The following is a 21,401-nucleotide window of genomic DNA, read 5'->3' as shown; positions in this document are numbered from 1 at the left end:
CGCAGATCTCCGCGCTTACAGCATCGGGGTTTGTGCCGGAACGGCAAGGGCATCGTTGTCGACCACGTGCACCTTGGTATCGTTGCTCAGGCGAACCTGGCCCGACAGCACGATTTGATCGCCAGCCTTGATGCCGGACAACACATGGACATCATTGCCGCGACGCTCGCCCGCCTTGACAACCACCTGCTTGGCGCGTTTCACGCCGTCTGCCTCATGGATGACATAGACGTTCTCGCCATATAGGGTGAAGGAGATGGCAGACTGCGGGATCACTATCTGGTCTTTCACCGTGGGCAGAATGATGCTGGCGCGGGCGAACATGCCGGAGCGCAGTTGGCCGCCGTTGTTCGGGATGTTGGCCTGTACCTGGATAAGGCCGCTCTGGTAGTTGACCGCTGGCTCGATGGCGGTGATCTGACCGTCAAACTGGGTCTGGGGATAGGCATCCACGTTGATCTTGATGGTCTGGCCGAGGGAAATCTTGGAGATGTCGGTCTGGGGCACGGTGAAGCGCAGGCGCATCACGCTGGTGTCTTCCAACCGCACGATCTCGGTACCGGGTTCCAGATACTGGCCGAGGAAGACGTTGCGCAGACCCACGACACCACCGAAGGGGGCGCGGACTTCGCGGCGGTTAATTGTGCCCTTCAGGCTCTCGATGTCCGCCTCCAGGGAGCGGTAGGCGGCTTCGGCGTCATCCAGCTGATCGCGGGAGATGGAGTTTTTCTGGTACAGGTTCTGATAGCGTTGGAACTTGGCTCGAGCCGCAGGCAGTCTGGCCTGGGAGGAGTTCAGGTTGGCTTTTTCCACGCTGGAATCCAGGCTCAGCAGCAGTTGATCCGCCTTGACCTGTGCCCCGGATTCGAAGCTGATCTTGTCGATGGTGCCTGCCAGCTCACTGGAGAGGGTGACCCCTTGGTTCGGCTCGATGAAGCCGATCGCTTCTATGGTGGGGACCCAGTCTTGCGCCTTGGTCACCATGGCGGTCACCGGGAACTCTGGCTCGGGTCGATTGGCCATGAACTCTGCAATTTTCTTCTGTTTGAACATATTGAAGCCGATGACACTGCCGAACAGGGCGAGTGCTATCAGCAACATGATGGCCATCCACTTTTTCATGAACAGGCTCCTGTGATGGAATGATTAGGGTTTAAAATGGCATTCCAGCTGGCTCGGATGACCGTCTCCAGCTGTTCTTGCGTCAATACAAAATCGTGAACCCGGCGTTGCTGTGCCAGGTTGGCCACGCAATCCAGACTCAATGCCTGTAGCACCAGGACGGGGAGATCAATGAACAATCCCTGCTGGCGTCCCTGCTCGAAGAAGCGCTCAAGTGGCGCCCACGTCGCCATTATGACCGGATCCCGCTCCAATTCAGCCCCCAATGGAGAACTTTCGTACTGTAATTTGCACTTGAGTGCGTTGGGATAGTTGGTGAAGATGGCGTCGATATTGAGCCAGAGACGTCGATACTGACGATATGACACCTCCTCTATTTGCACCCCCTCCATGATCTGGGGATGACACTTGAGAATGGTGTGCAGGTAGAGTTGGCGGACAAGATCATCCTTGTCGCTGAAGTAGCGATAGATGGTCCCGGCCGCGACCTTGGCTTTCTTGGCAACCATGGCGATGGAGAGGCCGTAGAAGCCCTGCTCGCCGAGGATCTCGTGAGCCGCCTCGAAGATGCGTTCTTTCTTATCCATGGTGATCAGATTTCGGTGACTGAATGAACGTTCATTCATTCTAGGTGGAGGAGAGGACAAGTCAAGGGATGCCAGTCAGTTTACTGCAAGATGAGTATGCACAAGCGGGTCACGTGAAGATGATTTGGCTCGAAAGCGTGAAGAATAGGTATAAAACTGCACAAAAAGATTGAAAAACAATCGCTTGATTCCTTGTGACAAAAAAAGAGTAGACAAGGTGGGCGCCATCATCAATAATGCGCCCCGTTCGACAGCGTAGCGCCCGTAGCTCAGCTGGATAGAGCGCTGCCCTCCGGAGGCAGAGGTCACAGGTTCGAATCCTGTCGGGCGCACCATCAACGTGCGCCGGTTAAGCGGGCGTTGTTGTGGAACAAAACAGCTGTGGTGGCTGTAGCTCAGTTGGTAGAGTCCCGGATTGTGATTCCGGTTGTCGTGGGTTCGAGCCCCATCAGCCACCCCATTTTACAGCTTGTCAGGTATGCGAAGGTGGCGGAATTGGTAGACGCGCTAGCTTCAGGTGTTAGTGCCCCCCGGGTGTGAGGGTTCGAGTCCCTCTCTTCGCACCATACTTGCTGTATGACGAGGATGACCAGATGGTCATCTTTGTATTTTGGAAATACCCATCGGTGATTAGCGCAGCCCGGTAGCGCATCTGGTTTGGGACCAGAGGGTCAAAGGTTCGAATCCTTTATCACCGACCACATTATGAAAACCCCGCTTCGGCGGGGTTTTTGCTTTTCTGCGTATCTATGTCTTTGTCACCTCTGCTTACATTTCTGCAGGCGCCTGTTCGCCACGGGTTCGTTATGCTTGGCCGGGAGCCACGAGAACAGTGGATACTCACGACCCACTCAGACACAGGCCTACGCACCTCATGCCCTTTCATATCCGACTGCTTGCCCTGATGGCACTGCTGCTCGGCGGTTGTGCCTTGCCGCCGAGACCAGAGAACCTGCTGCTGGGGGCTGCCCCCAGGTCCACACCGGTGCCCCCGGCCACCCTGGTGACCGACGGTGGCTTCTGCGTGGCCCTGAACGAGCAGGGCCACCTGCTCACCCAGCCTTGCGATCAGGGGCCCAACCAGCTGTTTAGCTGGGATGCGGGAGCCTTGCTGCTGGCGCAGGGCTGCCTGATCGCCACGGGCACAGACGGCCTCGTCGTGGGAGGGTGCGAGAATGACAGCCACCAATGGCAGTGGCAGGGGGATCGTCTGTTCAACCGACAGGTGTCACTGTGCCTGGATGTGGCCGGTCGTCGCCACAGATCCGCCGTGCCGTTGCGGCTGGCCGAGTGCTACGGTGGCGCCAATCAGAGCTTCACCTGGACGCCGACCGGCAGCCTGCTGGAGCGTCTGATGCCCCCCAGCTCGATATGGTGAGGATACCAAGAATGTAAGAAGGGTGGTCTATAGACCACCCTTTTGCACTCATGGCGAGGAGATCAGGCGACAACGGGGGCGAATAGTCGCTCCAGATAAACGGCGACGCCATCCTCGTCCGAGCTCAGGGTTTGATCATGGTTCGGCAGGGCAAGCTTGAGGCGATCATGGGCGTTGCCCATCACCACACCGCGGCCCACCATGCTCAGCATCTCGAAGTCATTCATTCCATCCCCGAAGGCGACCGCCTGGGACATCTCAAGCCCATGCTGCTCCAGCACGGCACGCACGGCATTGCCCTTGTGTACCCCGGCGTGCATCACTTCGAGGCAATCCGGCAGGGAGAAGGTGACGTTGATCCGATCACCATAACGCTGGTTGAGCTCTGCCTCTATCTGCAGCAGTTTCTCGTGTTCGCCGATGTAGAAGACCTTGTTGATCTTGTCCAGCGGGTGGCTGGCGAGATCGGTCAGGCGATAGCTGAAGCCGGAGTCGTGATGGAACTGCAGCAGCCAGGGCATCTCCTCTTCCACCAGCCACTCGTCGCCGTAGTAGACGTTGATGTGGATGGAGGGGTCACGCTCCAGCGCGATCAGCTCGGCCGCCACCGTGCTCGGCAGTGCCTGGTTGAAGACGAGAGAGTCCTGCTTGTCGTGCACCACGGCGCCGTTGGAGGTGATGAGGTAGATATCCAGCCCCAGCGCATCGCGGATGCTGCGTACATCCACATGGTGACGGCCGGTGGCCACCACGAACTTGATCCCCTGATCCACCAGACGGTGCAGGGTATCCCGGGTGCGGGGGGAGATCTGGTGCTGCCCGTTGAGCAGGGTACCATCGAGATCGGACACAACTACCTTGAACATCATTACCTCGGCATCAGTGGAACGCCGGGGCAGTGTACCCCAGCGTCCGGTGTGACCCCATTTATTTAGGGATCCAAAAAATAACCAGTCCTGGGGTCTGATGCCGTGCCGGTGCAGACTGCGCCTGGATGGCAAGTGACGCCATACTGGACGCAGGACGCTGGCCACGCCCCTGGCAAGTCATGCAACTGGCCACTAGAAGCGGGCGAAGAAGTCCAGGGTCGCGGTCAGGGCTGGCAGGCGCTGGGCATCGGCCTCGATGAACAGCTCGTGCCATGCCCCCTCGATCCGCAGCGGCTTGCCCCCTTCACACTGGAGCCGGTCACAGAAGCTGTCCTGGGCCTGGTTATCGACAATGCCGTCTTCCCCGGCCTGGATCAGCAGCAGTGGCGTCTTGATCCTGTCTGCCTCTGCGATGGCGGCATCCCCGGCCTTGATGCCCTCGCGGATCCAGTGGGCCGTCACCCCACCCAGCTTGATCTGCGGATGCTGCTCATAGAGCTGGCGGAATGCCTGGTAGCGGGACTTGCTGTGGCTCAGGCCGTTGTCGGCAAATTCATGGGAGACATAGCCGGTCTGGCCCGGGCCATAGGGGGGCTCGCCCCACCAGCTGCCGACCGTATCCATGGTGGCCGCCAGCCCCTGGGCCAGCCACTTGGGCAGGCCGCCGAGGTTGATGCCCATCATGGGGGAGGAGAGCACGGCCGCCTCGACATCATCTGGCCAGCGCTCCAAATAGCGCGCCGAGATAGCGCCGCCCATGGAGTGGGCCAGCAGGAACAGCTTGGCGGGTTTGTCCGCCAGTATGACCTCGTCATGGAACTGCTTCAGATCCAGCACATAGTCGTCGAAGTCGGCGACATAGCCCTTCTCCTTGTCGGCCAGCAGGCGATCCGACAACCCCTGGCCGCGGTGGTCGATCAGATAGAGGCTGTAGCCCTGACGCCACAGATCCCAGGCCAGCTCCTGATACTTGAGGTAGCTCTCGACCCGGCCGTTGACGAGGAGGATGGCTCTGTCCACCTTGGCCTGGCGCAGGGCGGCATAGCGGATGGTCACCCCGTCCTTGCCCTTGAACTCCCCCGGGGCGGCATGGGCGCGCCAGAAATCCGGCAGCCTCTGTTGATGGAGGGCGGGGACGTCGGCTTCCGTGGTCAGCTGATAGGGATTGGTCACGGCAAGGGCTCCGGCAGAAAACAGGGTCAGGGCCAGCAGGGGCAGAGCGTTAAACTTCATCGGTTGGATACTCCATATCCAGGGGATCGTCCTGTTGTGCGGCCCAGCCCTTGCGGGTCAGCTGCATCCGTTGCCACCAGGCCTCGTCCGCCTGGATCTCGCCGGCCGGGCCGAGCTGGGGATAGGGCATCTCTTTCTCTTTGCAGAGCTGGGCATAGATGGGATACCCCCCCTCGAACAGTATGCTGTTCTGCTCCTCCAGGTCGAGCGGGCAGCCGCGCTGATAGCAGCCGGCCAGCTCGCGCTGGCGCTGGGCTTCGTACAGTATGGCGGCGGCGGCCACCGAGACGTTGAGGGACTGCACCATGCCCACCATGGGAATGACGATATGGTGATCGGCCAGGGCTAGCGCCTCTTCCCCTATGCCGTGCTTCTCCTGGCCCACCAGGATGGCGGTCGGCTTGGTGTAGTCGATGGTGCGAAAGTCCACCGAGCTCTCCGAGAGGTGAGTCGCCAGGATCTGCATGCCGGAGTCTTTCAGTTCGGCCACGGCACTGCCGATGTCCGGGTGCAGCTTGACGTCGACCCAGTTCTGGCTGCCGCGGGCGGTGCCCTTGCGCTTGTGGATCCAGGTCTTGGGCCAGACGGCGTGGACCCGGTGAATGCCGATGGCATCGGCGGTGCGCACGATGGCGGCCAGGTTGTGAGGTTTATGCACCTCTTCCATGCAGACGGTCAAATCGAGCTGGCGCTGGGCCAGCATGTCGGAGATCCGTTTAAAGCGTTCAGGAGTCATATCGGTTTCTATGCTGTGAGGCTGGTGCACGCAACAAGGCCGGCGGCCTGCTGCATGGGGCCATGAGTGTCTCTTTAAAAGCAGCAGGCGGCTTGCGCCGCCTGTGTTCAGTTTTTCTGTCGGCTCACCCTGAGCACATTGGGCATCACCCGGATCTTGCGCATGATGTTGGCAAGGTGGATGCGACTCTTGGTGGTGATGAGCAGGGTGACCAGATAGACCCGGCCATCCTTCTCTTCTGTGCTGATGGCGTGGATGTTGGCGCCGGTGGCAGCAATCACGTTGGCCAGCTCCGCCAGGGCACCCTGGTGGTTGACGATCTCGATGCTGATGCCGGTACGGAATTCCTGTTCCTGCTCCTTGTCCACTTCCCACTGCACCGGCAGGTACTTGTCCGGCTCGCGGCTGTAGCCCTTGATGTTGCGGCAGGACTCCTGGTGAATGACCAGGCCCTTGCCCGGGCTGATGTGGGCGATGATGGCATCCCCTGGGATCGGGCGACAGCAGTTCGCGAAGGTGACCAGCATGCCGTCGGCCCCCTTGATGGGCATCTTCTTGCTGCTGGATTTCTGCTGTTCTTCCGGGGGCAGCTCGTCACCCAGCATGCGGCGCGCCACCATGACGCTCATGGCATTGCCCAGTCCCACGTCGGCCAGCAGGCCCTGCAGGTTCTCGTGCTTGGTGTCGGCCAGCACCTGCTTGATGCGTGGTTCCGGAATGTCTTCGATGTTCTTGGCGCCCAGCGCATGGTTGAGCAGACGACGACCCAGCACCACCGACTCTTCGGTGCGCAGGTTCTTGAGGAACTGGCGGATCTTGGAGCGTGCCTTGGTGGTCACCACGAAGTTGAGCCAGGCCGCGTTGGGGCGGGCGCCCGGCGCCGTGATGATCTCCACCGTCTGACCCGAATGCAGCGGGCTGCTGAGCGGATAGGGGTGGCGGTCGACCCGGGAGCCGACGCAGGCGTGACCGATGTCGGTGTGCACCGTGTAGGCGAAGTCCACCGGGGTGGCGCCGGCGGGCAGCTCCATGATGCGGCCCTCCGGGGTGAACACGTAGATCTCGTCGGGGAAGAGGTCGGTCTTGACCCCCTCGATGAATTCAAACGAGCTGCCGGCGCTCTGTTGCAACTCCAGCAGGCTCTGCATCCAGCGCTGGGCGCGGATCTGGGCCGTGGTGCCCGAGCTGTCACCATCCTGCTTGTAGGCCCAGTGGGCGGCGACACCCTTGTCGGCCATCTGATCCATGAACTCGGTACGGATCTGCACCTCCACCGGCACCCCGTGCGGCCCCACCAATGAGGTGTGCAAAGACTGGTAGCCGTTGCTCTTGGGGATGGCGATGTAGTCCTTGAAGCGACCGGGACGCGGTTTGTAGAGGCTGTGCATCTGCCCCAACACCCGGTAACAGGTATCTATGTCCTTCACCCTGACGCGGAAGGCGTAGATATCCATCACCTCATGGAACTGCAGCTCTTTCTTCTCCATCTTGTTGTAGATGGAGAACAGGTTCTTCTCGCGGCCGCTGACCTGGGCATCGATACCGGCCTCCCGCAGGCGACCCTCAATCTCGCTCTGGATGGAGTCGATGATCTCGCGGCGGTTGCCGCGGGCGCGGCGCACCGATTCGCGCAGCACGCGGGATCGCATCGGATAGAGCGCCTCGAAGCCCAGCTCTTCCAGCTCGTTCTTCATGGTATGAATACCGAGGCGGTTGGCGATGGGGGCGAAGATCTCGAGGGTTTCCCGGGCGATGCGGCGACGCTTGTCCGGCCGCAATGAGCCGAGCGTGCGCATGTTGTGGGTGCGGTCGGCGAGCTTGATCAGGATGACCCGGATGTCCTGGGTCATGGCCATCACCATCTTGCGGAAGTTTTCGGCCTGGGCTTCCTTGCGATCGCGGAACTTCAGCTTGTCGAGCTTGGAGACGCCGGAGACCAGCTCTGCAACGGCGTTGCCGAACAGCTCGGCGAGATCGTCTTTGGTGACCGGGGTATCTTCGATGACATCGTGCAGCACGGCGGCCATCAGGGTTTCGTGATCGAGTCGCATGTCGCCAAGAATGCGAGCAACGGCAACCGGGTGGGTGATATAAGGCTCGCCGCTGGAACGCATCTGTCCCTGGTGAGCGTCACGGGCCACCACATAGGCTTGCCTGAGCTTCTCAACCTGCTCGGAAGGCAGGTAGGAACTGGCTATTTCTTTAAGGTTTTCAAATAAATACAAGACAGTCCCCGCAGCGGTGAAACGACAATCCGTAGAATTGAGGGTATGCCCTCGAGTTTGCGAGGTTTTCGAGCGGTTGTAAATGGGAAGAACAGTCGGCGCCCGGGCGGGCGCCGACCATGAGAAATGACTGACTTAACCGCGGCCTTCGGCGATGGCAGCAACGGCAGCCAGCTCGGCGGCTTCCTGCTCTTGCTGCTCGTAGCGGTCCTGGGTATCCATTACCTGGTTGTTGACCAGACCCAGTTCGATCTCGCGCAGGGCGATCACGGTCGGCTTGTCGTTCTCTTCGTCGACCAGGGGATCTTTGCCTTGTACCGCGATTTGACGGGCGCGGCGTGCGGCGACCAGCACCAGGTCAAAACGGTTACCTACCTGTTTTACAGCATCTTCTACAGTAACGCGTGCCATGCAGGACTCCAGTGTTTGGGCTTTCTGTGTTTGAAAAAGCAGTGTTTAAAAATGACGCAAAAGTTTACTTGTTTTTGGCCTATTCTGCCAGTAGCTGTTGCAGCAAGTTTTGTTGGGCCTGCTGTTGCTGGCGCAATTCCAGCCGCTGGCACTCTATGATGGCCCTGAGCTGGAACAGTGCCTGCTCAAAGTCTTCATTGATAATGACATAGTCATACTCGTCGTAGTGCACCATTTCGGCAATGGCTTTCGCCATCCGGCCGGCGATCACGTCGCTGCTGTCCTGGCCGCGGCCGATCAGGCGGCGTTCCAGCTCTTCCCGGCTCGGGGGCAGGATGAAGATGGACTTGGTCGGCATCTGCTCGCGGATCTGACGGGCCCCCTGCCAGTCGATGTCGAGGAAGACATCGATACCTTGGGCCAGACAGGCCTCGATGGCGGCGCGGGAGGTGCCGTAGTAGTTGCCGAACACCTCTGCCCACTCCAGAAAATCGCCGCGCTCTATCAACGCCTTGAACTCTTCCACCTGCACGAAGTGGTAGTGTACTCCGTGCTCTTCGCCGGGGCGGGTGGCGCGGGTGGTGTGGGAGACGGAGAGCTGCATCTTGCCGGCGTCGTTGTGCTGGGTCAGCAAGGCATTGAGCAGGCTGGACTTACCGGCCCCGCTCGGGGAGGAGATGATATAGAGAGTGCCTTGTTGCGCCATGTCTGTACCTTTAAGCGATGACCCGTGTTTTGGTTGTAGCAGAGGCTGCCGTCATGTGCCCGAAAGGGAGACAGTCGCTCGCAAAACGCGGGAAATTCTTGAGTCAGGGGGTTGTAAAGGCGGCGAATGTTAGCAGATGGAGGCGGATAAAAAAACGGCCGGAATCATATTCCAGCCGATCAAAGTATTCGTTGCTTGCTGCGGGAGCGTTACCCACATCGGCCGCTATTCTGCCCCCGGCACCCGGCTGGGGCCATCAGATTATCCCTGCCTCAGGGCTCGGAATTTCCGAGTTGCCCCTCAGCCCGGCAGCTGGCGCTCGGCACAGAGCCTATCGAAGGCGGCGATGACACGTTCGCTGGTTATCTTGCGCATGGCGTCCGGATCCTTGAGACGGGTACGCCAGTCGAGTGCCGCCAGCGGCTTGCCGGTCTCTTGCTCGATCAACTCCTGGTAGACGCTGACCGCATGTGCGCGGCACAGATAGGGGCCGGTGCGATCCGGGTTGTGATGGGCGTAGAGGCCGATCACCGGCGTGCCCACCAGGGTCGCCATGTGGGTGGGGCCGGTATCGGGGGCCAGCACCAGGCTGGCTTCCTTGATGAGTGCCAGCAGTTGCTTGAGGTTGGTCTGCCCCACCAGATCCACTGGCTTGCTCTGGCTCAGGCGCTGGATGTCGGCAGCCAGATCCCGCTCCAGCCTGGCTGGCCCGCCGCAAAGATAGACCTGAAACCCCTTGCTGGCGGCGTGATCCGCCAGAGCGGCATAGCCTTCGGCGGTCCAGTTCTTGAACGCCTTGCTGGCGGCGGCGCAGATGAGCAGGGTCGGTTTGCCGCCAATCTTCTCCTTTGCCCACGCCTGATGTTCGGCGCTGATGGGCAGTTGCCAGTCCGGGGTCAGATCTCGGATGCCGAGCTCTTTGGCGAAGGCGAGGAAACCATCCAGCACATGGGGGGAGGCGGGGGAAGGCACTTGATGGTTGGTGAACAGCCACTGGCCGTCGTTGGCCCGCGCCTTGTCGAACCCGAGTTTGATCTTTGCTCTGATGCCCAGGGTGGCGATGCTGGCACGCAGGGCAGCCTGCAGGTGGAGCAGGGCATCGAATTTGCGCCCCTTGAGGGTGCGCCAGAGCTCACGGTAGCCACGCCAGCCCTTGCTCTTGTCGAAGGGGATCACCTCGACCCCGGGCAGATCGGCAAACAGGGTGGCCTCTATCTTGCCGGTTACCCAGGTGATGCGAGTCTCTGGCCAGGCTCGCTGGATGACGCGCACCAGCGCCAGCGCATGGCAGCAATCCCCGATGGCGGAGAGCCGCAGGATGCAGATGGAGGAGGGCGGCGTTTGGAACAGCGGCATGATGTGGCGCAACGGTGGCAAAATGGATGGATGGCATTATGCAAACTCCCTTGTGGATTGTAAAATTGCGCCAGCTGCCCGACCGGCACAGTCCCCATGACGGGATGCATTGCGCCCCACTATTGACCGGAATACTCATGATGCTGACACAGACCGCCCACAACCAGATCTGCTGGTATGCCGAAGGCGCCTTCCGCGACCCTTCCCCCGCGTTGTTCGATCCGGCCTGGTGGCAGACCCATCGGCAGGTGGTGGGCTCCGCCATCGGCCGCGGGGTGACCTGGTTCGTCAAGGATGAGTCGCGCCACCTGGTGCTGCGCCACTATTATCGCGGCGGCATGGTGGGCAAGCTGGTACGGGATCGCTTCTGGTTCGAAGGGGTGGAATCGAGCCGCGCCATGGCCGAATATCGTCTGCTGGCCCAGTTGAGCGAACAGGGGCTGCCGGTGCCACGGCCATTCGCGGCCCGCATGGTCAAGCAGGGGCCCTTCTATCGCGCCGACATCCTGATCGAGCGCATTCGTGGCGCCAAGGATCTGGTGGCCCTGCTCAAGCAGGGGCCGCTCGCCGACGAGGTGTGGCACAAGGTGGGTCAGACGGTGCGTCGGCTGCACGAGGCCGGGGTCTATCATGCGGATCTCAACAGTCACAACCTGCTGCTCGACAAGGAGGGCAAGGTGTGGGTGATCGATTTTGACAAGGGGGCTATCCGCTCCCCCGGCAGCTGGCAGCAGGCCAATCTGGAACGGTTGCAGCGCTCCTTCAGCAAGGAGTCCCAACTGCACACCAGCTTCCATTTCGTGCCGGAGAACTGGCAAGAGCTGATGAAAGGCTATCAGGGCTGAGGGCGTGGCGGGTGCGGATAAAAGGGCACTAGGGAAAAGCGGGTTGACGCTGTTGCTCGGCGCAATCGCCAATGTTACTTATTGAGTGCTGCTGAATGGGCAGATAGTCAGATCCGGTGTCGAGGCGCGTGATGGAAAGGTATGAGACTCCCGGGGTTGAGGTCATTACCCCGCTTGAGGTGACGCTGATGGCAGAAGCCATGGCGATGCTGGAGGCCGGGATCTGGACCTGGTCGGCCGAACAGGGCCTGAGGCGCGATCCCTCCTGCCTGCAACTGCTGGGGCTGGCGGGGAACGAGCTGGATGATCTCGGCTGGCTGGATAGGGTGCACCCGGATGACGGGCCCCGCCTGGGGGAGGCCATCGATGCCTGTCGGGAGGGGCGCAGCAGCGGGTTGCGGCTCGAGTACCGCATCCTGCACCATCAGGGCCACTACATCCGGCTGGAAGAGCGGGTGCGCCGCGACGAACGAGGCCAGCTGCTGGGGGTGGTGCGCCATCTGGATGCGGCCATGCCCCAGCTGGATGATCGCCACGACACCGACCCTCTCACCGGGCTCGAGAGCCGCAGCCACTTCGAGTCGCTGCTGGACGAGCGGCTGACCAGCGAGAGCGGCAGCTTCTGCCTGCTGCAGTTCACCGTGGATCACCGCAGCAAGATATTGCAGCTGTTTGGCGAGGCCGCCTGTGACGCCATGCTGGCCAAGCTGGCCCGTATTGTGCGCCGCGAATTGCGGCGGGAAGATCCCTTCGCCCGCTGGGATGAGGACGGTTTCATCCTGATGCTGTCCCAGACCGATCGGCTGAGCGGTCTCGAGATTGCCGAACGGTTGCGTCTCGAGATCGCCGATGCCAGCCTGTTGCCCGAGCGGCCGGTGACCGTCAGCATAGGTCTGGTGCAGAGCCAGAACGCCGAGCAGCTCGATCACCTGCTGGCCCGGCTGGCCTCCTGCCACGGCCAGGCCAGACGGGAACGCAACACTGTGGTTGGCTGATTTTTAGTCAGTACTCACTCACCCGCTGACGCCTGTGGGTCAAAGGAGGCCTGTACCCGCAGGCTGACGCTGGCAGACCCAGAGGGAGGCCAGCATCAGCAGGGCACCGACGCTGAGCCTGAACAGATCCGTATCCTTGCCCCAGAGCACCAGATTGACCAGCAGACCGGCGGGGATCAGGGCGTTGTTCATGATGGCCAGCACGCCGCTGCTCACCAGGGTAGCCCCCTTGTTCCACAGGAAGTAGCCGAGCCCGGAAGCGCCAATCCCCAGCCACAACAGAATGCCCCACTGCAATCCACTCGTCGGGTATTGTGGTTGGCCCAGCAGCCACCAGGCGGGCAGGGCGATCACCAGGGCCCCCAGATAGAAGCAGCCGAACACCGCCAGCTGGGGCGGTTGCTGCGCCTCTCGCGCCAGCAGCACCTTGTAGCCCACCTGACCCAGGGCGAAGCAGAGGTTGGCTCCCTGCACCACCAGGAATCCCATCACATAGCTCTCGGTCAGGCCATCGAAGCGGATGACGGCCGCCCCCAGCACCGCCAGCAGCGCCCCCCACAGGTAGGTCGGCTTGAAGCGCCCTTCCAGCAGATCGTGGATCAGGGTGACGTAGATGGGGGTGAAGATGGTGAACACCAGTACTTCCGGCACCGTCAGCAGCAGGAAGGAGTGGTAGTAGAACAGATACATGATGCCGAGCTGGATGGCGCCGAGTGCCATCAGCTTGACCACCAGATCGGGGCGCAGCCAGCGGCGGCGCAGGAAGGGCAGGAACACCAGGCTGGCGAGGGCGATGCGGGTCAGCACCGAGAAGTAGGCGTCCACCTGGCCGGCGAGGTAGACCCCGATCAGGCTGAAGGAGAAGGACCAGAGCAGGGTAACCCCTATCAAGTAGTTCATGTGATTGAATTGTCGTCAGTTGTCAATTTGGAGGGCGCTATGATGGCCGAGTTGGAAAGCGCGATCCAGCGTTTATGGGAACAGTTGCCACGGATCGGCGCTTTTGCCTTCGAGGCGAGCAACGGAGCGGGCTCCGCGACCGACTGGAACGGCCGTGGGGAGGGGGAGGTGCGGGTGACCGATCATCAGGGGGGCTGGCTGTTTACGGAGCAGGGGCGCTATACCACGCCCCATGGCCGGGTGCTCGCCATGCACAACAGCTTCTGGTGGCGGCGCGGCGAGCGGGGGATCAGCCTCTCCCACCTGCGCCACCAGGCGCCGGTGCTGCTGTTCGAGCTGTTGCCTCAGGGGGATGGTCGCTGGCTCACCGCCGAGCCCCACCTGTGCGGTCAGGATCACTACAGCGCCGAGCTGACGCCGACCGGGGACGGCTTTCTGCTCGGCTGGCAGATCACCGGTCCGCGCAAGAACGAGCGACTGAGTTATCGCTATCGGGTGTGACGGGCGGTAGGGCAAGGGAGGCATAAAAAAACCGGCGCAGAGCGCCGGTAGCGGGGACGAATCGGAGGTTTTTTAAAACGGTCCCAAAAAACAGGAGAGATACACTCTCGTCACACATTCAGAAACGGGTATTCAGGCACTCAGGGCATAGCTCAGCATGGCCTGCAGCTTGCTGTCGAAGAACCAGGGCAGGGTCAGCATCAGCAGGCCGAGCACGCCGGCCAGCCGGTGGCGATACTGCCAGCCGGCAATCAGCACCAGACCGCCGCACAGGGTGGTCAGGATGCCTGACATGGGGTCGCCTCCCGCTGGGTGCGGCGCTGTTGGGCCCACTGGTTGAGGGCCACTGAACCCAGGATCAGCGCCAGCGCCACACCCGTGGTGGACTGGATCTGCTCGCCGAGGAACAGGGCACCCAGCATGACGCCGAACAGCGGCACCAGGTAGTTGCTGAAGGAGGCGAACGTCGGGCCCGCCTTCTGGATCAACGCCATGTAGAGGAAGTAGACCAGGCCGGTACAGAACACGCCCAGCACGGCGACGGCGCCGATGGCATGCTGGCTCGGCAGGGTGAGGGCGCTCAGATCGGTCACGAAGGGCGCGGCCAGCAGCAACTGCACGGCGGAGGAGATCAGGATGTTGCGAGCCACCACCACGGGGTGGTCCTTGGCGAAGCGCTTGATCATCAGCAGGCCGATGGCGAAGCAGCTGGCGCCGAACAGTATGCCGATGGAGCCGAGCAGGCCGGCATTCATGCCGTTGGCCAGTTTCGGCCAGAACAGCACCAGCACGCCGACGAAGCCGACGGCCACGGAGATCAGGCCACCCTTGGTGATTTTTTCACCAGAAATAAACAGGGGCGCAGCCAGAATGGTCACAAAGGGGATACAACCCATGACCACGGCGGCGATGGCGCTGTCCACATACTGCTGGCCCCAGGCCACCATGATGAAGGGGATGGTAGCGTCGAGCAGGGCGATCATCATGTAGGTGCGCCACGGCGTGTGCTCGCTCTTGAGGCGCATGAACAGGCAGAGCAGACCCAGGGTCAGGCTGCCGCACACGGCACGTCCGGCGGCCACCATGATGGGGGGCAGCTCGGCGACGGCCTGATGCATGAAAATGAACTGGGAGCCCCACAACAGGCCGATCGCCAGCAACAACAGATAGCTACGCATTTTAATCTCCGATGTAATTTGCCCGCGCATTCTATGCAATCTGCTACTATGCCAAAAATGAATTGTAGTCATTCAACTATGGCCAACATCGATGGAACTCCCCCTCTCCCGCCTCGATCTCAATCTGCTCACCGTGTTCGACATGCTGATGCAGGAGCACAACGTCACCCGTGCCGCCGAGCGGCTGCACCTCTCCCAGTCCACCGTCAGCCATGCGCTGGGGCGGTTGCGCCAGGCGCTGGATGATCCGCTGTTCGTCATGAGCCGGCGGGAGATGATGCCGACCGAGCGCGCCAAGGCACTGGCCGGGCCGGTGCGTCAGGCGTTGGCCATGCTGGAGCAGGGCCTGCGCCAGGCGAAGGGGTTCGATCCCGCCACGGCGCAGCGGGTCTTTCGCATCGCCACCCCGGGCTCGGTGGAGCACGGTCTGGTGCCGACCCTGGTGGAGCGCATGGTGCAGCAGGCGTCCCATTGCCGGCTGGAGGTGTGCGAGCTGGCGGACAGCGACTACGAGCGGGAGCTGGAGAAGGGGGAGCTGGATCTGGTGATCGGTTTTGCGGGCGCCAACCATCTCTCCCCTCGCTTGTGGCGCGAGGAGTGGTTCAGCAATCCCCTGGTCTGCCTGTCACCGCTTGGTAGTGAGCTGCCCGATGAGCTGGGGCCGGACGAGTTGGTGAGCCGCCCCCACATCCACACCTCCAGTTGGGGGCACAGCCAGGCCATGGTGGATCTCTGGCTGGCACGCTTCGGGGTGGCGCGGGAGCTGGGGGTGCGGCTGCCGAGCTTTATGGCGGTGCCGCAGCTGATGGCGACCGGCCGCTATCTGGTGGTGGTGCCCGAGATGATAGGGCGCCACTTCTGCCGCTACTACCCGTTGCGGCTGCATCAGCTGGAGCCCGCCATTCCCATCGTCTATCTGATGGCGGGCCACCCGCTCAGCGCCCACGATGAGGCGATCGGCTGGTTCAAGGGGCTGCTGCACCGGCTCGCCTTCGAGCGCTACGGTGCAGCCGCGTTGGGGGCGCCGACTCAGCGCAACCCGGCGAAGTAGTCCAGCCCCATCGCCCCCTTCACCTCAGCCAGCACCTCGTCGGTGAGGGCGCGGGCCTGCAAGGTGCCCTGCTGCAACAGGCGCAGCAGCTGCTCCTTGTCGGCTATGGCCGCCTGACGCCGCTCCCGCATGGGGGCGAGCAGGGTCTGCAGGCAGTCGTTCAGCACCTGCTTGCAGCGCATGTCGCCGAGCCCGCCGCGCTGGTAGTGGGCCTTCATCTCGGCCACCAGCGCCTTGTCCGGGTGGAAGGCATCCAGATAGGCGAACACAGTATTCCCTTCGACCAGGCCCGGATCGCTCACCTTGAGGTGGTTGGGGTCGGTATACATGGCAAACACCGCCTGCTTGATCTCTTCCGCCGACATGCCGAGCTCTATGGTGTTGCCGAGGGACTTGGACATCTTGGCCTTGCCGTCGATGCCGGGCAGGCGGCCGGTGTCGCTCAGGATGGGCTGACATTCGGTCAGCACTTCCTTGCCCACCAGGGCGTTGAAGCGGCGCACAATCTCGTTGGTCTGCTCCAGCATGGGCAGCTGATCCTCGCCGACCGGCACATGGGTGGCGCGAAAGGCGGTGATGTCGGCGGCCTGGCTGACGGGATAGACCAGAAAACCGGCCGGCAGGCTGCGCTCGAACCCTTTCTGCTGGATCTCGGCCTTCACCGTAGGGTTGCGCTCCAGCCGGGCGACGCTGACCAGATTGAGGTAATAGGTGGTGAGCTCGGCGAGGGCGGGCAGGGCGCTCTGCAGGCAGAAGGTGGTCTTGGCCGGATCCAAGCCGGCGGCCAGGTAGTCGGCCATCACCTCCAGCACGTGATCTGTCACCTTGGCCGGGTTGTGGCCGTTGTCGGTCAGCGCCTGCAGATCGGCGATCATCACGAACTGGCGGTAATGGTGCTGGGCCTCGACGCGCTGGCGCAGGGATCCGACGTAGTGGCCTATGTGCAGTTTGCCGGTGGGGCGATCGCCGGTCAGGATAATGGGGTCGTGCATGTCACTCTCTCCGATTGGGGTGGGCCGGGAGGCGACAAAGGGATGAAAACAATGACCGCCTCTCGGCGGTCACGGTGTTTTCTTCTGGGAATTTCACATAGAAAAGCGGTGCCGCCTGTTTATAAGCAGCACCACCAGTTGTTGCGATTGAAAGCTGTGATATTCATGGATAAACAAGCTACGCCTGTTTAATCACTTCTGCAAGGGCACCACCAGCAGATCGCAGGGCACCGTATTCATCAGCTGGCGGGCGCTGGAGGTGAGCAGGCTCCAGAAACTCTGGCGATGGCCGCACACCAGCAGGTCTATCTGGTAATCCTTGACCGCCTGGTTGACTCGCTCGCTCAGATCGCCGCAGATCACCAGCTTCTTCTCGATGGGGTAGTCCACCGAGGCCAGGAAGGTCTCGAGCTTCTCTTTCGCTTCGGCGATCACCTGATCCTGCACGTTGTCGATGTCGATATCGATCATCTCGGTGTAGAGATCCTTGAGGTCCACGTCCACATGGATCACCGACAGCTTGGCGCCATTGGAACGGGCCCGGTCGACCGCCTTGTCGATCACCTTGCGGTTGTCTTCCGACAGGTCGATCGCGGCCAGTATGTGCTTGTAATAGGTTCCACTCATGGGAGTTCTCCTCACTGATCCTGGATTCACTATACCAATGTCCGCTGAAACTAAAACGGCGATGTCACCACAGTTTCGGGATTTGCATGGAAAACCCGTACGTCCCGGTTGCCATCCCGGGGACAGAGTCGCACATATTTTGAACAGGAGTTTGAAGCCGATCACAACCGGTCTATTGCCCCGATCCAGGGAGAAGAATAGGATGTGCCCGTGCTTCGCAATGAACACAACACAACAAAAAGCATCTGAATAACGCTTTGGGGAGCCTTGTGCTCCCTCTTGTTTTTATGCCCCCCTTTCTTGCCCATATGCCGCCCGACATCAAGGTAATCACCGGCTTCTTGGTTATGCTCTAGCCAATTCCCGTGGAGACGCTGGCGATGATCGATGTGCTAGCGGCCGCCGCTCCTCGTATTCCATCGATTCCTTGGAGATTCATTCATGATCATTCATCCCCAGATCCAGGGCTGCGTCGCCCGCAACTGCCACCCTATCGGTTGCCGTGCCGCCGTGCAGCAGCAGATCGCCAGCGTCAAGGCGGCGGGCTCCTTCAACGGGCCCAGGCGGGTGCTGGTGCTGGGTGCCTCCTCCGGCTTCGGGCTGGCGTCGCGCATCGCGCTGACCTTCGGCGCCGGCGCAGATACTCTGGGCATCTCGTTCGAACGGGGGCCCTCCGACAAGGGGCTCGGCAGCGCGGGCTGGTACAACAACATCTGGTTTCGACAGGCGGCGGAGCAGGAGGGGCGCATTGCCATCAACCTGATCGGCGATGCTTTCTCCGATGCCCTGCGTCAGCAGGCCATCGACGCCATCCGCCAGCAGCTGGGGCAGGTGGATCTGGTGATCTACTCCCTGGCCAGCGGCATCCGGGTGCTGCCGGATGGCCGGCAGGTGCGCTCCGTGCTCAAGACCACGGGCCAGCCCTTCAGCGGCTGGGGGCTGGATCTGGAACAGGACGCCCTAGTGCAGCAATCCCTGGCGCCTGCCACTCCGGAGGAGATCCGCGACACCGTCACAGTGATGGGGGGCGAAGACTGGCAGCTCTGGCTGCAGGCGTTGCAGCAGGCCGATTGTCTGGCCCCAGGGGTGCAGACAGTCGCCTACTCCTACATTGGCCCTGAATCCACTTATCCCCTTTATAGAGACGGCACCATCGGCTACGCCAAGGAGCACCTGCACGCCACCGCAGAGACCATCAACCTGCAACTAGCCGAGCTCGGCGGCCACGCCTGGGTGTCGGTGTGCAAGGCGTTGGTGACCAAGGCGAGCGCCTATATTCCTGTGCTGCCTGTCTACCTCGGCCTGCTGATGGGGGTGATGAAGGAGCGGGGCGTGCACGAGGGTTGCATCGAGCAGATGCAGCGGCTGTTCGCCGCCAAGATGTACGGGCCCAATGGGGTGGTGGCCGACGGCAACCGGCTGATCCGGATGGATGACCATGAGCTCGACCCGGCCATTCAGGCCGCCGTCTCGGCGCTCTGGCCCAAGGTAACGCCGGACAACTTCCATGCCCTGGGGGACTTCGCCGGGCTGCGCCAGGACTTCATGCAGCTCAACGGCTTCGAGCTGCCGGGCGTCGACTATGGGGCACCGGTGGATGTCGCCTCCATGACCGAGCTGTTGCCCTGAGTCCGTTACCTGCCTCAGGCAACATGGCAGGTGAGTTCGGCGGGTTGGTTGGGGCCTGGCGCCAGCATGGTCTGGTTGCGCCCCTGGCATCTGTTGTCTGATGCACGATCATCAAGCAGTCACGATGGCTTCCCGCCCCGGCCTCAGGCGACGTTGCTGACGGGCTGGTTGGAGGTCGGTGCCAGTATGGTCTGGTTGCGTCCCTGACGCTTGGCCTGGTACATGGCCATGTCGGCCCTGTGGATCAGCTGGCTGAGGCTGTCGTCGTCCGGTGATCGCTCTGCCACCCCAATGCTGATGGTCATGTGAGGGGCGGCCAGGTAGGCGATCCGGTTTCTCAACTGCTCGGCCAGCCGCCAGCAGGTGATGCCATCCTGCGCCATGGCCACCAGAAACTCCTCTCCTCCCCAGCGCCCGACCTGTTGCAGATCCGGCGCCCAGTTCTTCAGTTCCCGGGCCAGTTGCCGGATGGCCTGATCGCCGGTCTGGTGGCCGTGGCGGTCGTTGATCTGCTTGAAATGGTCGATGTCGATGATGAGCAGGGTCAGCGGCGCATCCAGCTGCCACTGCTGTTCCAGCCGCTCCAGCAGGGCGCGCCGATTCGGCAGCCCGGTCAGCTGATCGAAGGTGGCGAGCTTGTAGAGGTGGCGCGAGCTGCGGTGCAGCCTGTGGGTGGTGAGCCCGAGCAGGATCAGGGCCCCGATCAGCAGGACGACCAGCATCAGCTGGTAGTAACGGGCGCTCTGTTGATACAGCAGTTGCTGGCGCTTGTTCTCGTTCTCCTGCTGCAAGGCGAGGTTGCTGGCCTCGCTGCGGGCCAGGTCCATCTCGACCTGGAAGGCGGCGGCATGCTGGCTCAGGGTCTGGTTGAAGTGCTGTTTGTAGTGCTGCATGTAGCGGGTCATGACCCCGTAGGCCTCGGAGTAGCGCCCCAGATCGGCCAGCAGTCTGGCCTGCATCGCCTTGCCCTCTATGCTGACCGGGCCTGGCTGGGTCGTCAGCAGTTGCAAGGCCAGCTGGGTCTCCCCCCGTCCCTGCAGCGTTCTGGCACGGATCTCGGTCAGCCGGGAGGCCGCCTGAGGGTAACCCAGCCCCTCATAAATGGCCTGCGCCTCTTCCAGACTCTGCCAGGCCGAGTGCCAGTCTCGCTGTGCGTTGAACACCATGGCCTGATAGCCGAGCACGATGGCACGATAGTGCGGCGACAGCCCCGGGGCGGCCAGCAGGGCATCGAGCAGCTCGCGCGCCCGATCGGGGCGTGCCATGTCGATGTAGAGCCGCGCCATGTTGGCACGGATGATGACTTGGCTGTTGGGCTCGTTCAGTCGCACCATCTGCCCGAGGGCATCCTGATAGTAGCTCTCGGCCTCCCGGTGGAGGCTGAGATCGGCATAGAGGTTGCCAAGGGTCATCAGCAGGCGGGCACGCTGCAGGGTGGCGAGGGCGCTTCTTGGCCCTTTCTGCTTGAGCTGGAAGGCGGTCTTGAGCTCGGCGATCGCCTCCTTCAGCTGCTGGGTACGGTAGAGTGCGAGGCCATTGAGGGCATGCCATTCGGACTCCTGCTGGGCATGGCCCAGGACGGCCGGCCTGAGCTGGGTCAGCAGGTGGAGGGCCTGCTCGGGGGCCTCGGTATCCAGGGTCAGGGCAATCTGCTGCAATCTGAAGTCGAGCAGGCGCCGGAGCTCCTGCTGGGCACTGGCCAGCCCGCGGGCGCGGGCGTTGTCCAGCAGGGCCTGCTGGTAACGGCCCAGCGCGGCCTGGGCCAGGGCTCTGGCGTAGAACAGCTCCATGTTTTGCTGCGGGCTGGCGTCGAGGCGTTGCAGGTAGCCGACGGGATCGCGCGCCGCCTGCAATTCTGCCTCTTCCAGCAAGGAGGGAGTGGCCTGCAACTGGGTTATCCAGAGCAGCGCCAGTGCCATAATGAATCTCATTGAATCCTTTCCCCGACCACTGGCGCCATCATAATGGCTGACGCTACCTACACCATGTTTCTTTGCTTCTCTATAACCGTATGGGTGGCAGGATGAGATGCGTCCGGGTCACAACTGCGAGTGCTGGCC

General features: G+C 61.9%; 21 protein-coding genes and 4 tRNA genes. 10 read left to right on the top strand and 15 right to left on the bottom strand.

From position 1 onward, the window contains the following. Positions 1-15 precede the first annotated feature (15 nt). Positions 16-1,122 (bottom strand): efflux RND transporter periplasmic adaptor subunit, encoded by a 1,107-nt coding sequence (locus BN1127_RS20340; protein ID WP_042650652.1) that lies wholly within the window; start codon positions 1,120-1,122, stop codon positions 16-18. Further along, entirely contained in the window at positions 1,119-1,709 is a 591-nt protein-coding gene (locus BN1127_RS20335) for a TetR/AcrR family transcriptional regulator (protein WP_042650651.1), read from the bottom strand. Before BN1127_RS20335 ends, BN1127_RS20340 begins: the two co-directional genes overlap by 4 nt. 258 nt (positions 1,710-1,967) lie before the next feature. Here BN1127_RS20335 and BN1127_RS20330 point away from each other — a divergent pair. The 5 genes from BN1127_RS20330 to BN1127_RS20310 all read left to right on the top strand — a co-directional run bounded on the left by BN1127_RS20330 (position 1,968) and on the right by BN1127_RS20310 (position 3,087). Beyond that, a tRNA-Arg gene (locus tag BN1127_RS20330) sits at positions 1,968-2,044 on the top strand. A 49-nt stretch (positions 2,045-2,093) separates the two neighbouring features. After that, positions 2,094-2,169 (top strand) — tRNA-His (locus BN1127_RS20325). A 20-nt stretch (positions 2,170-2,189) separates the two neighbouring features. Continuing rightward, a tRNA-Leu gene (locus BN1127_RS20320) sits at positions 2,190-2,275 on the top strand. 58 nt (positions 2,276-2,333) lie between these two features. Continuing rightward, positions 2,334-2,410, top strand: a tRNA-Pro gene (locus BN1127_RS20315). Positions 2,411-2,583: 173 nt separating this feature from the next. Next, positions 2,584-3,087 carry an RICIN domain-containing protein gene (locus tag BN1127_RS20310; protein WP_042650650.1) on the top strand — a complete coding sequence of 168 codons (504 nt, stop codon included), beginning with the start codon at positions 2,584-2,586 and terminating at the stop codon, positions 3,085-3,087. Positions 3,088-3,149: 62 nt separating this feature from the next. On the opposite strand, the gene BN1127_RS20305 is transcribed toward BN1127_RS20310, so the two are convergent. From BN1127_RS20305 to BN1127_RS20275, 7 genes are all read right to left on the bottom strand, one after another. Beyond that, positions 3,150-3,953 (bottom strand): Cof-type HAD-IIB family hydrolase, encoded by an 804-nt coding sequence (locus tag BN1127_RS20305; protein WP_041207118.1) that lies wholly within the window; start codon positions 3,951-3,953, stop codon positions 3,150-3,152. Positions 3,954-4,148: 195 nt separating this feature from the next. Further along, the gene (locus BN1127_RS20300) at positions 4,149-5,189 is read right to left on the bottom strand and encodes an alpha/beta fold hydrolase (protein ID WP_042650649.1); all 1,041 of its coding nucleotides are present in this window, start codon (positions 5,187-5,189) and stop codon (positions 4,149-4,151) included. Further along, positions 5,179-5,925, bottom strand: coding sequence for a tRNA (guanosine(18)-2'-O)-methyltransferase TrmH (gene trmH / locus BN1127_RS20295; RefSeq protein WP_042650648.1), 747 nt, complete (start codon positions 5,923-5,925; stop codon positions 5,179-5,181). The genes BN1127_RS20300 and trmH overlap by 11 nt, the downstream gene beginning before the upstream one ends. A gap of 107 nt (positions 5,926-6,032) precedes the next feature. Further along, positions 6,033-8,150, bottom strand: coding sequence for a bifunctional GTP diphosphokinase/guanosine-3',5'-bis pyrophosphate 3'-pyrophosphohydrolase (gene spoT / locus BN1127_RS20290; RefSeq protein WP_042650647.1), 2,118 nt, complete (start codon positions 8,148-8,150; stop codon positions 6,033-6,035). Between the two features lie 135 nt (positions 8,151-8,285). Continuing rightward, positions 8,286-8,561 (bottom strand): DNA-directed RNA polymerase subunit omega, encoded by a 276-nt coding sequence (gene rpoZ, locus BN1127_RS20285; RefSeq protein ID WP_005307060.1) that lies wholly within the window; start codon positions 8,559-8,561, stop codon positions 8,286-8,288. A gap of 79 nt (positions 8,562-8,640) precedes the next feature. Continuing rightward, positions 8,641-9,267, bottom strand: a complete 627-nt coding sequence (gmk, locus tag BN1127_RS20280) for a guanylate kinase (RefSeq protein WP_005326356.1) — start codon at positions 9,265-9,267, stop codon at positions 8,641-8,643. A 300-nt stretch (positions 9,268-9,567) separates the two neighbouring features. After that, positions 9,568-10,623, bottom strand: a complete 1,056-nt coding sequence (locus BN1127_RS20275; RefSeq protein ID WP_042650681.1) for a glycosyltransferase family 9 protein — start codon at positions 10,621-10,623, stop codon at positions 9,568-9,570. Between the two features lie 140 nt (positions 10,624-10,763). On the opposite strand from BN1127_RS20275, the gene BN1127_RS20270 reads away from it, so the two are divergent. After that, positions 10,764-11,468 (top strand): 3-deoxy-D-manno-octulosonic acid kinase, encoded by a 705-nt coding sequence (locus tag BN1127_RS20270; protein WP_042650680.1) that lies wholly within the window; start codon positions 10,764-10,766, stop codon positions 11,466-11,468. 131 nt (positions 11,469-11,599) lie between these two features. Then, positions 11,600-12,463: a GGDEF domain-containing protein gene (locus BN1127_RS20265; protein WP_042650646.1), complete on the top strand. Its 864-nt coding sequence runs from the start codon at positions 11,600-11,602 to the stop codon at positions 12,461-12,463. Between the two features lie 39 nt (positions 12,464-12,502). Here the strand turns inward: BN1127_RS20265 and BN1127_RS20260 are convergent, their stop codons facing one another. Next, positions 12,503-13,363, bottom strand: a complete 861-nt coding sequence (locus tag BN1127_RS20260) for a DMT family transporter (RefSeq protein WP_042650645.1) — start codon at positions 13,361-13,363, stop codon at positions 12,503-12,505. A 42-nt stretch (positions 13,364-13,405) separates the two neighbouring features. Between BN1127_RS20260 and BN1127_RS20255 the strand changes: the two genes are divergently transcribed. Continuing rightward, positions 13,406-13,864: a DUF6314 family protein gene (locus BN1127_RS20255; RefSeq protein WP_042650679.1), complete on the top strand. Its 459-nt coding sequence runs from the start codon at positions 13,406-13,408 to the stop codon at positions 13,862-13,864. 132 nt (positions 13,865-13,996) lie between these two features. Here the strand turns inward: BN1127_RS20255 and BN1127_RS21900 are convergent, their stop codons facing one another. Beyond that, positions 13,997-14,158 (bottom strand): hypothetical protein, encoded by a 162-nt coding sequence (locus BN1127_RS21900; RefSeq protein WP_082030184.1) that lies wholly within the window; start codon positions 14,156-14,158, stop codon positions 13,997-13,999. Further along, complete coding sequence (locus tag BN1127_RS20250; protein ID WP_042650644.1) at positions 14,143-15,042, bottom strand: DMT family transporter; 900 nt, start codon at positions 15,040-15,042, stop codon at positions 14,143-14,145. Before BN1127_RS20250 ends, BN1127_RS21900 begins: the two co-directional genes overlap by 16 nt. A 91-nt stretch (positions 15,043-15,133) precedes the next feature. Here BN1127_RS20250 and BN1127_RS20245 point away from each other — a divergent pair, with 91 nt between their 5' ends. Then, complete coding sequence (locus BN1127_RS20245) at positions 15,134-16,093, top strand: LysR family transcriptional regulator (RefSeq protein WP_042650643.1); 960 nt, start codon at positions 15,134-15,136, stop codon at positions 16,091-16,093. Here BN1127_RS20245 and trpS read toward each other — a convergent pair. Both trpS and BN1127_RS20235 read right to left on the bottom strand, forming a co-directional pair. Beyond that, positions 16,072-17,085, bottom strand: coding sequence for a tryptophan--tRNA ligase (trpS, locus tag BN1127_RS20240; protein WP_042650642.1), 1,014 nt, complete (start codon positions 17,083-17,085; stop codon positions 16,072-16,074). The genes BN1127_RS20245 and trpS overlap by 22 nt on opposite strands. Positions 17,086-17,277: 192 nt before the next feature. Further along, entirely contained in the window at positions 17,278-17,712 is a 435-nt protein-coding gene (locus tag BN1127_RS20235; protein ID WP_005326399.1) for a universal stress protein, read from the bottom strand. Between the two features lie 441 nt (positions 17,713-18,153). Between BN1127_RS20235 and fabV the strand changes: the two genes are divergently transcribed. After that, positions 18,154-19,341 carry an enoyl-ACP reductase FabV gene (fabV, locus tag BN1127_RS20230; protein WP_042650641.1) on the top strand — a complete coding sequence of 396 codons (1,188 nt, stop codon included), beginning with the start codon at positions 18,154-18,156 and terminating at the stop codon, positions 19,339-19,341. Positions 19,342-19,484: 143 nt separating this feature from the next. On the opposite strand, the gene BN1127_RS20225 is transcribed toward fabV, so the two are convergent. After that, entirely contained in the window at positions 19,485-21,260 is a 1,776-nt protein-coding gene (locus tag BN1127_RS20225) for a diguanylate cyclase domain-containing protein (RefSeq protein WP_042650640.1), read from the bottom strand. Positions 21,261-21,401 lie beyond the last annotated feature (141 nt).

The sequence above is a fragment of the Aeromonas media genome (assembly GCF_000819985.1).
Lineage (GTDB): Bacteria > Pseudomonadota > Gammaproteobacteria > Enterobacterales > Aeromonadaceae > Aeromonas > Aeromonas media.
The sequence above is the reverse complement of the archived record's forward strand: the minus strand, read 5'-3'. Positions and strand labels throughout refer to the sequence as shown.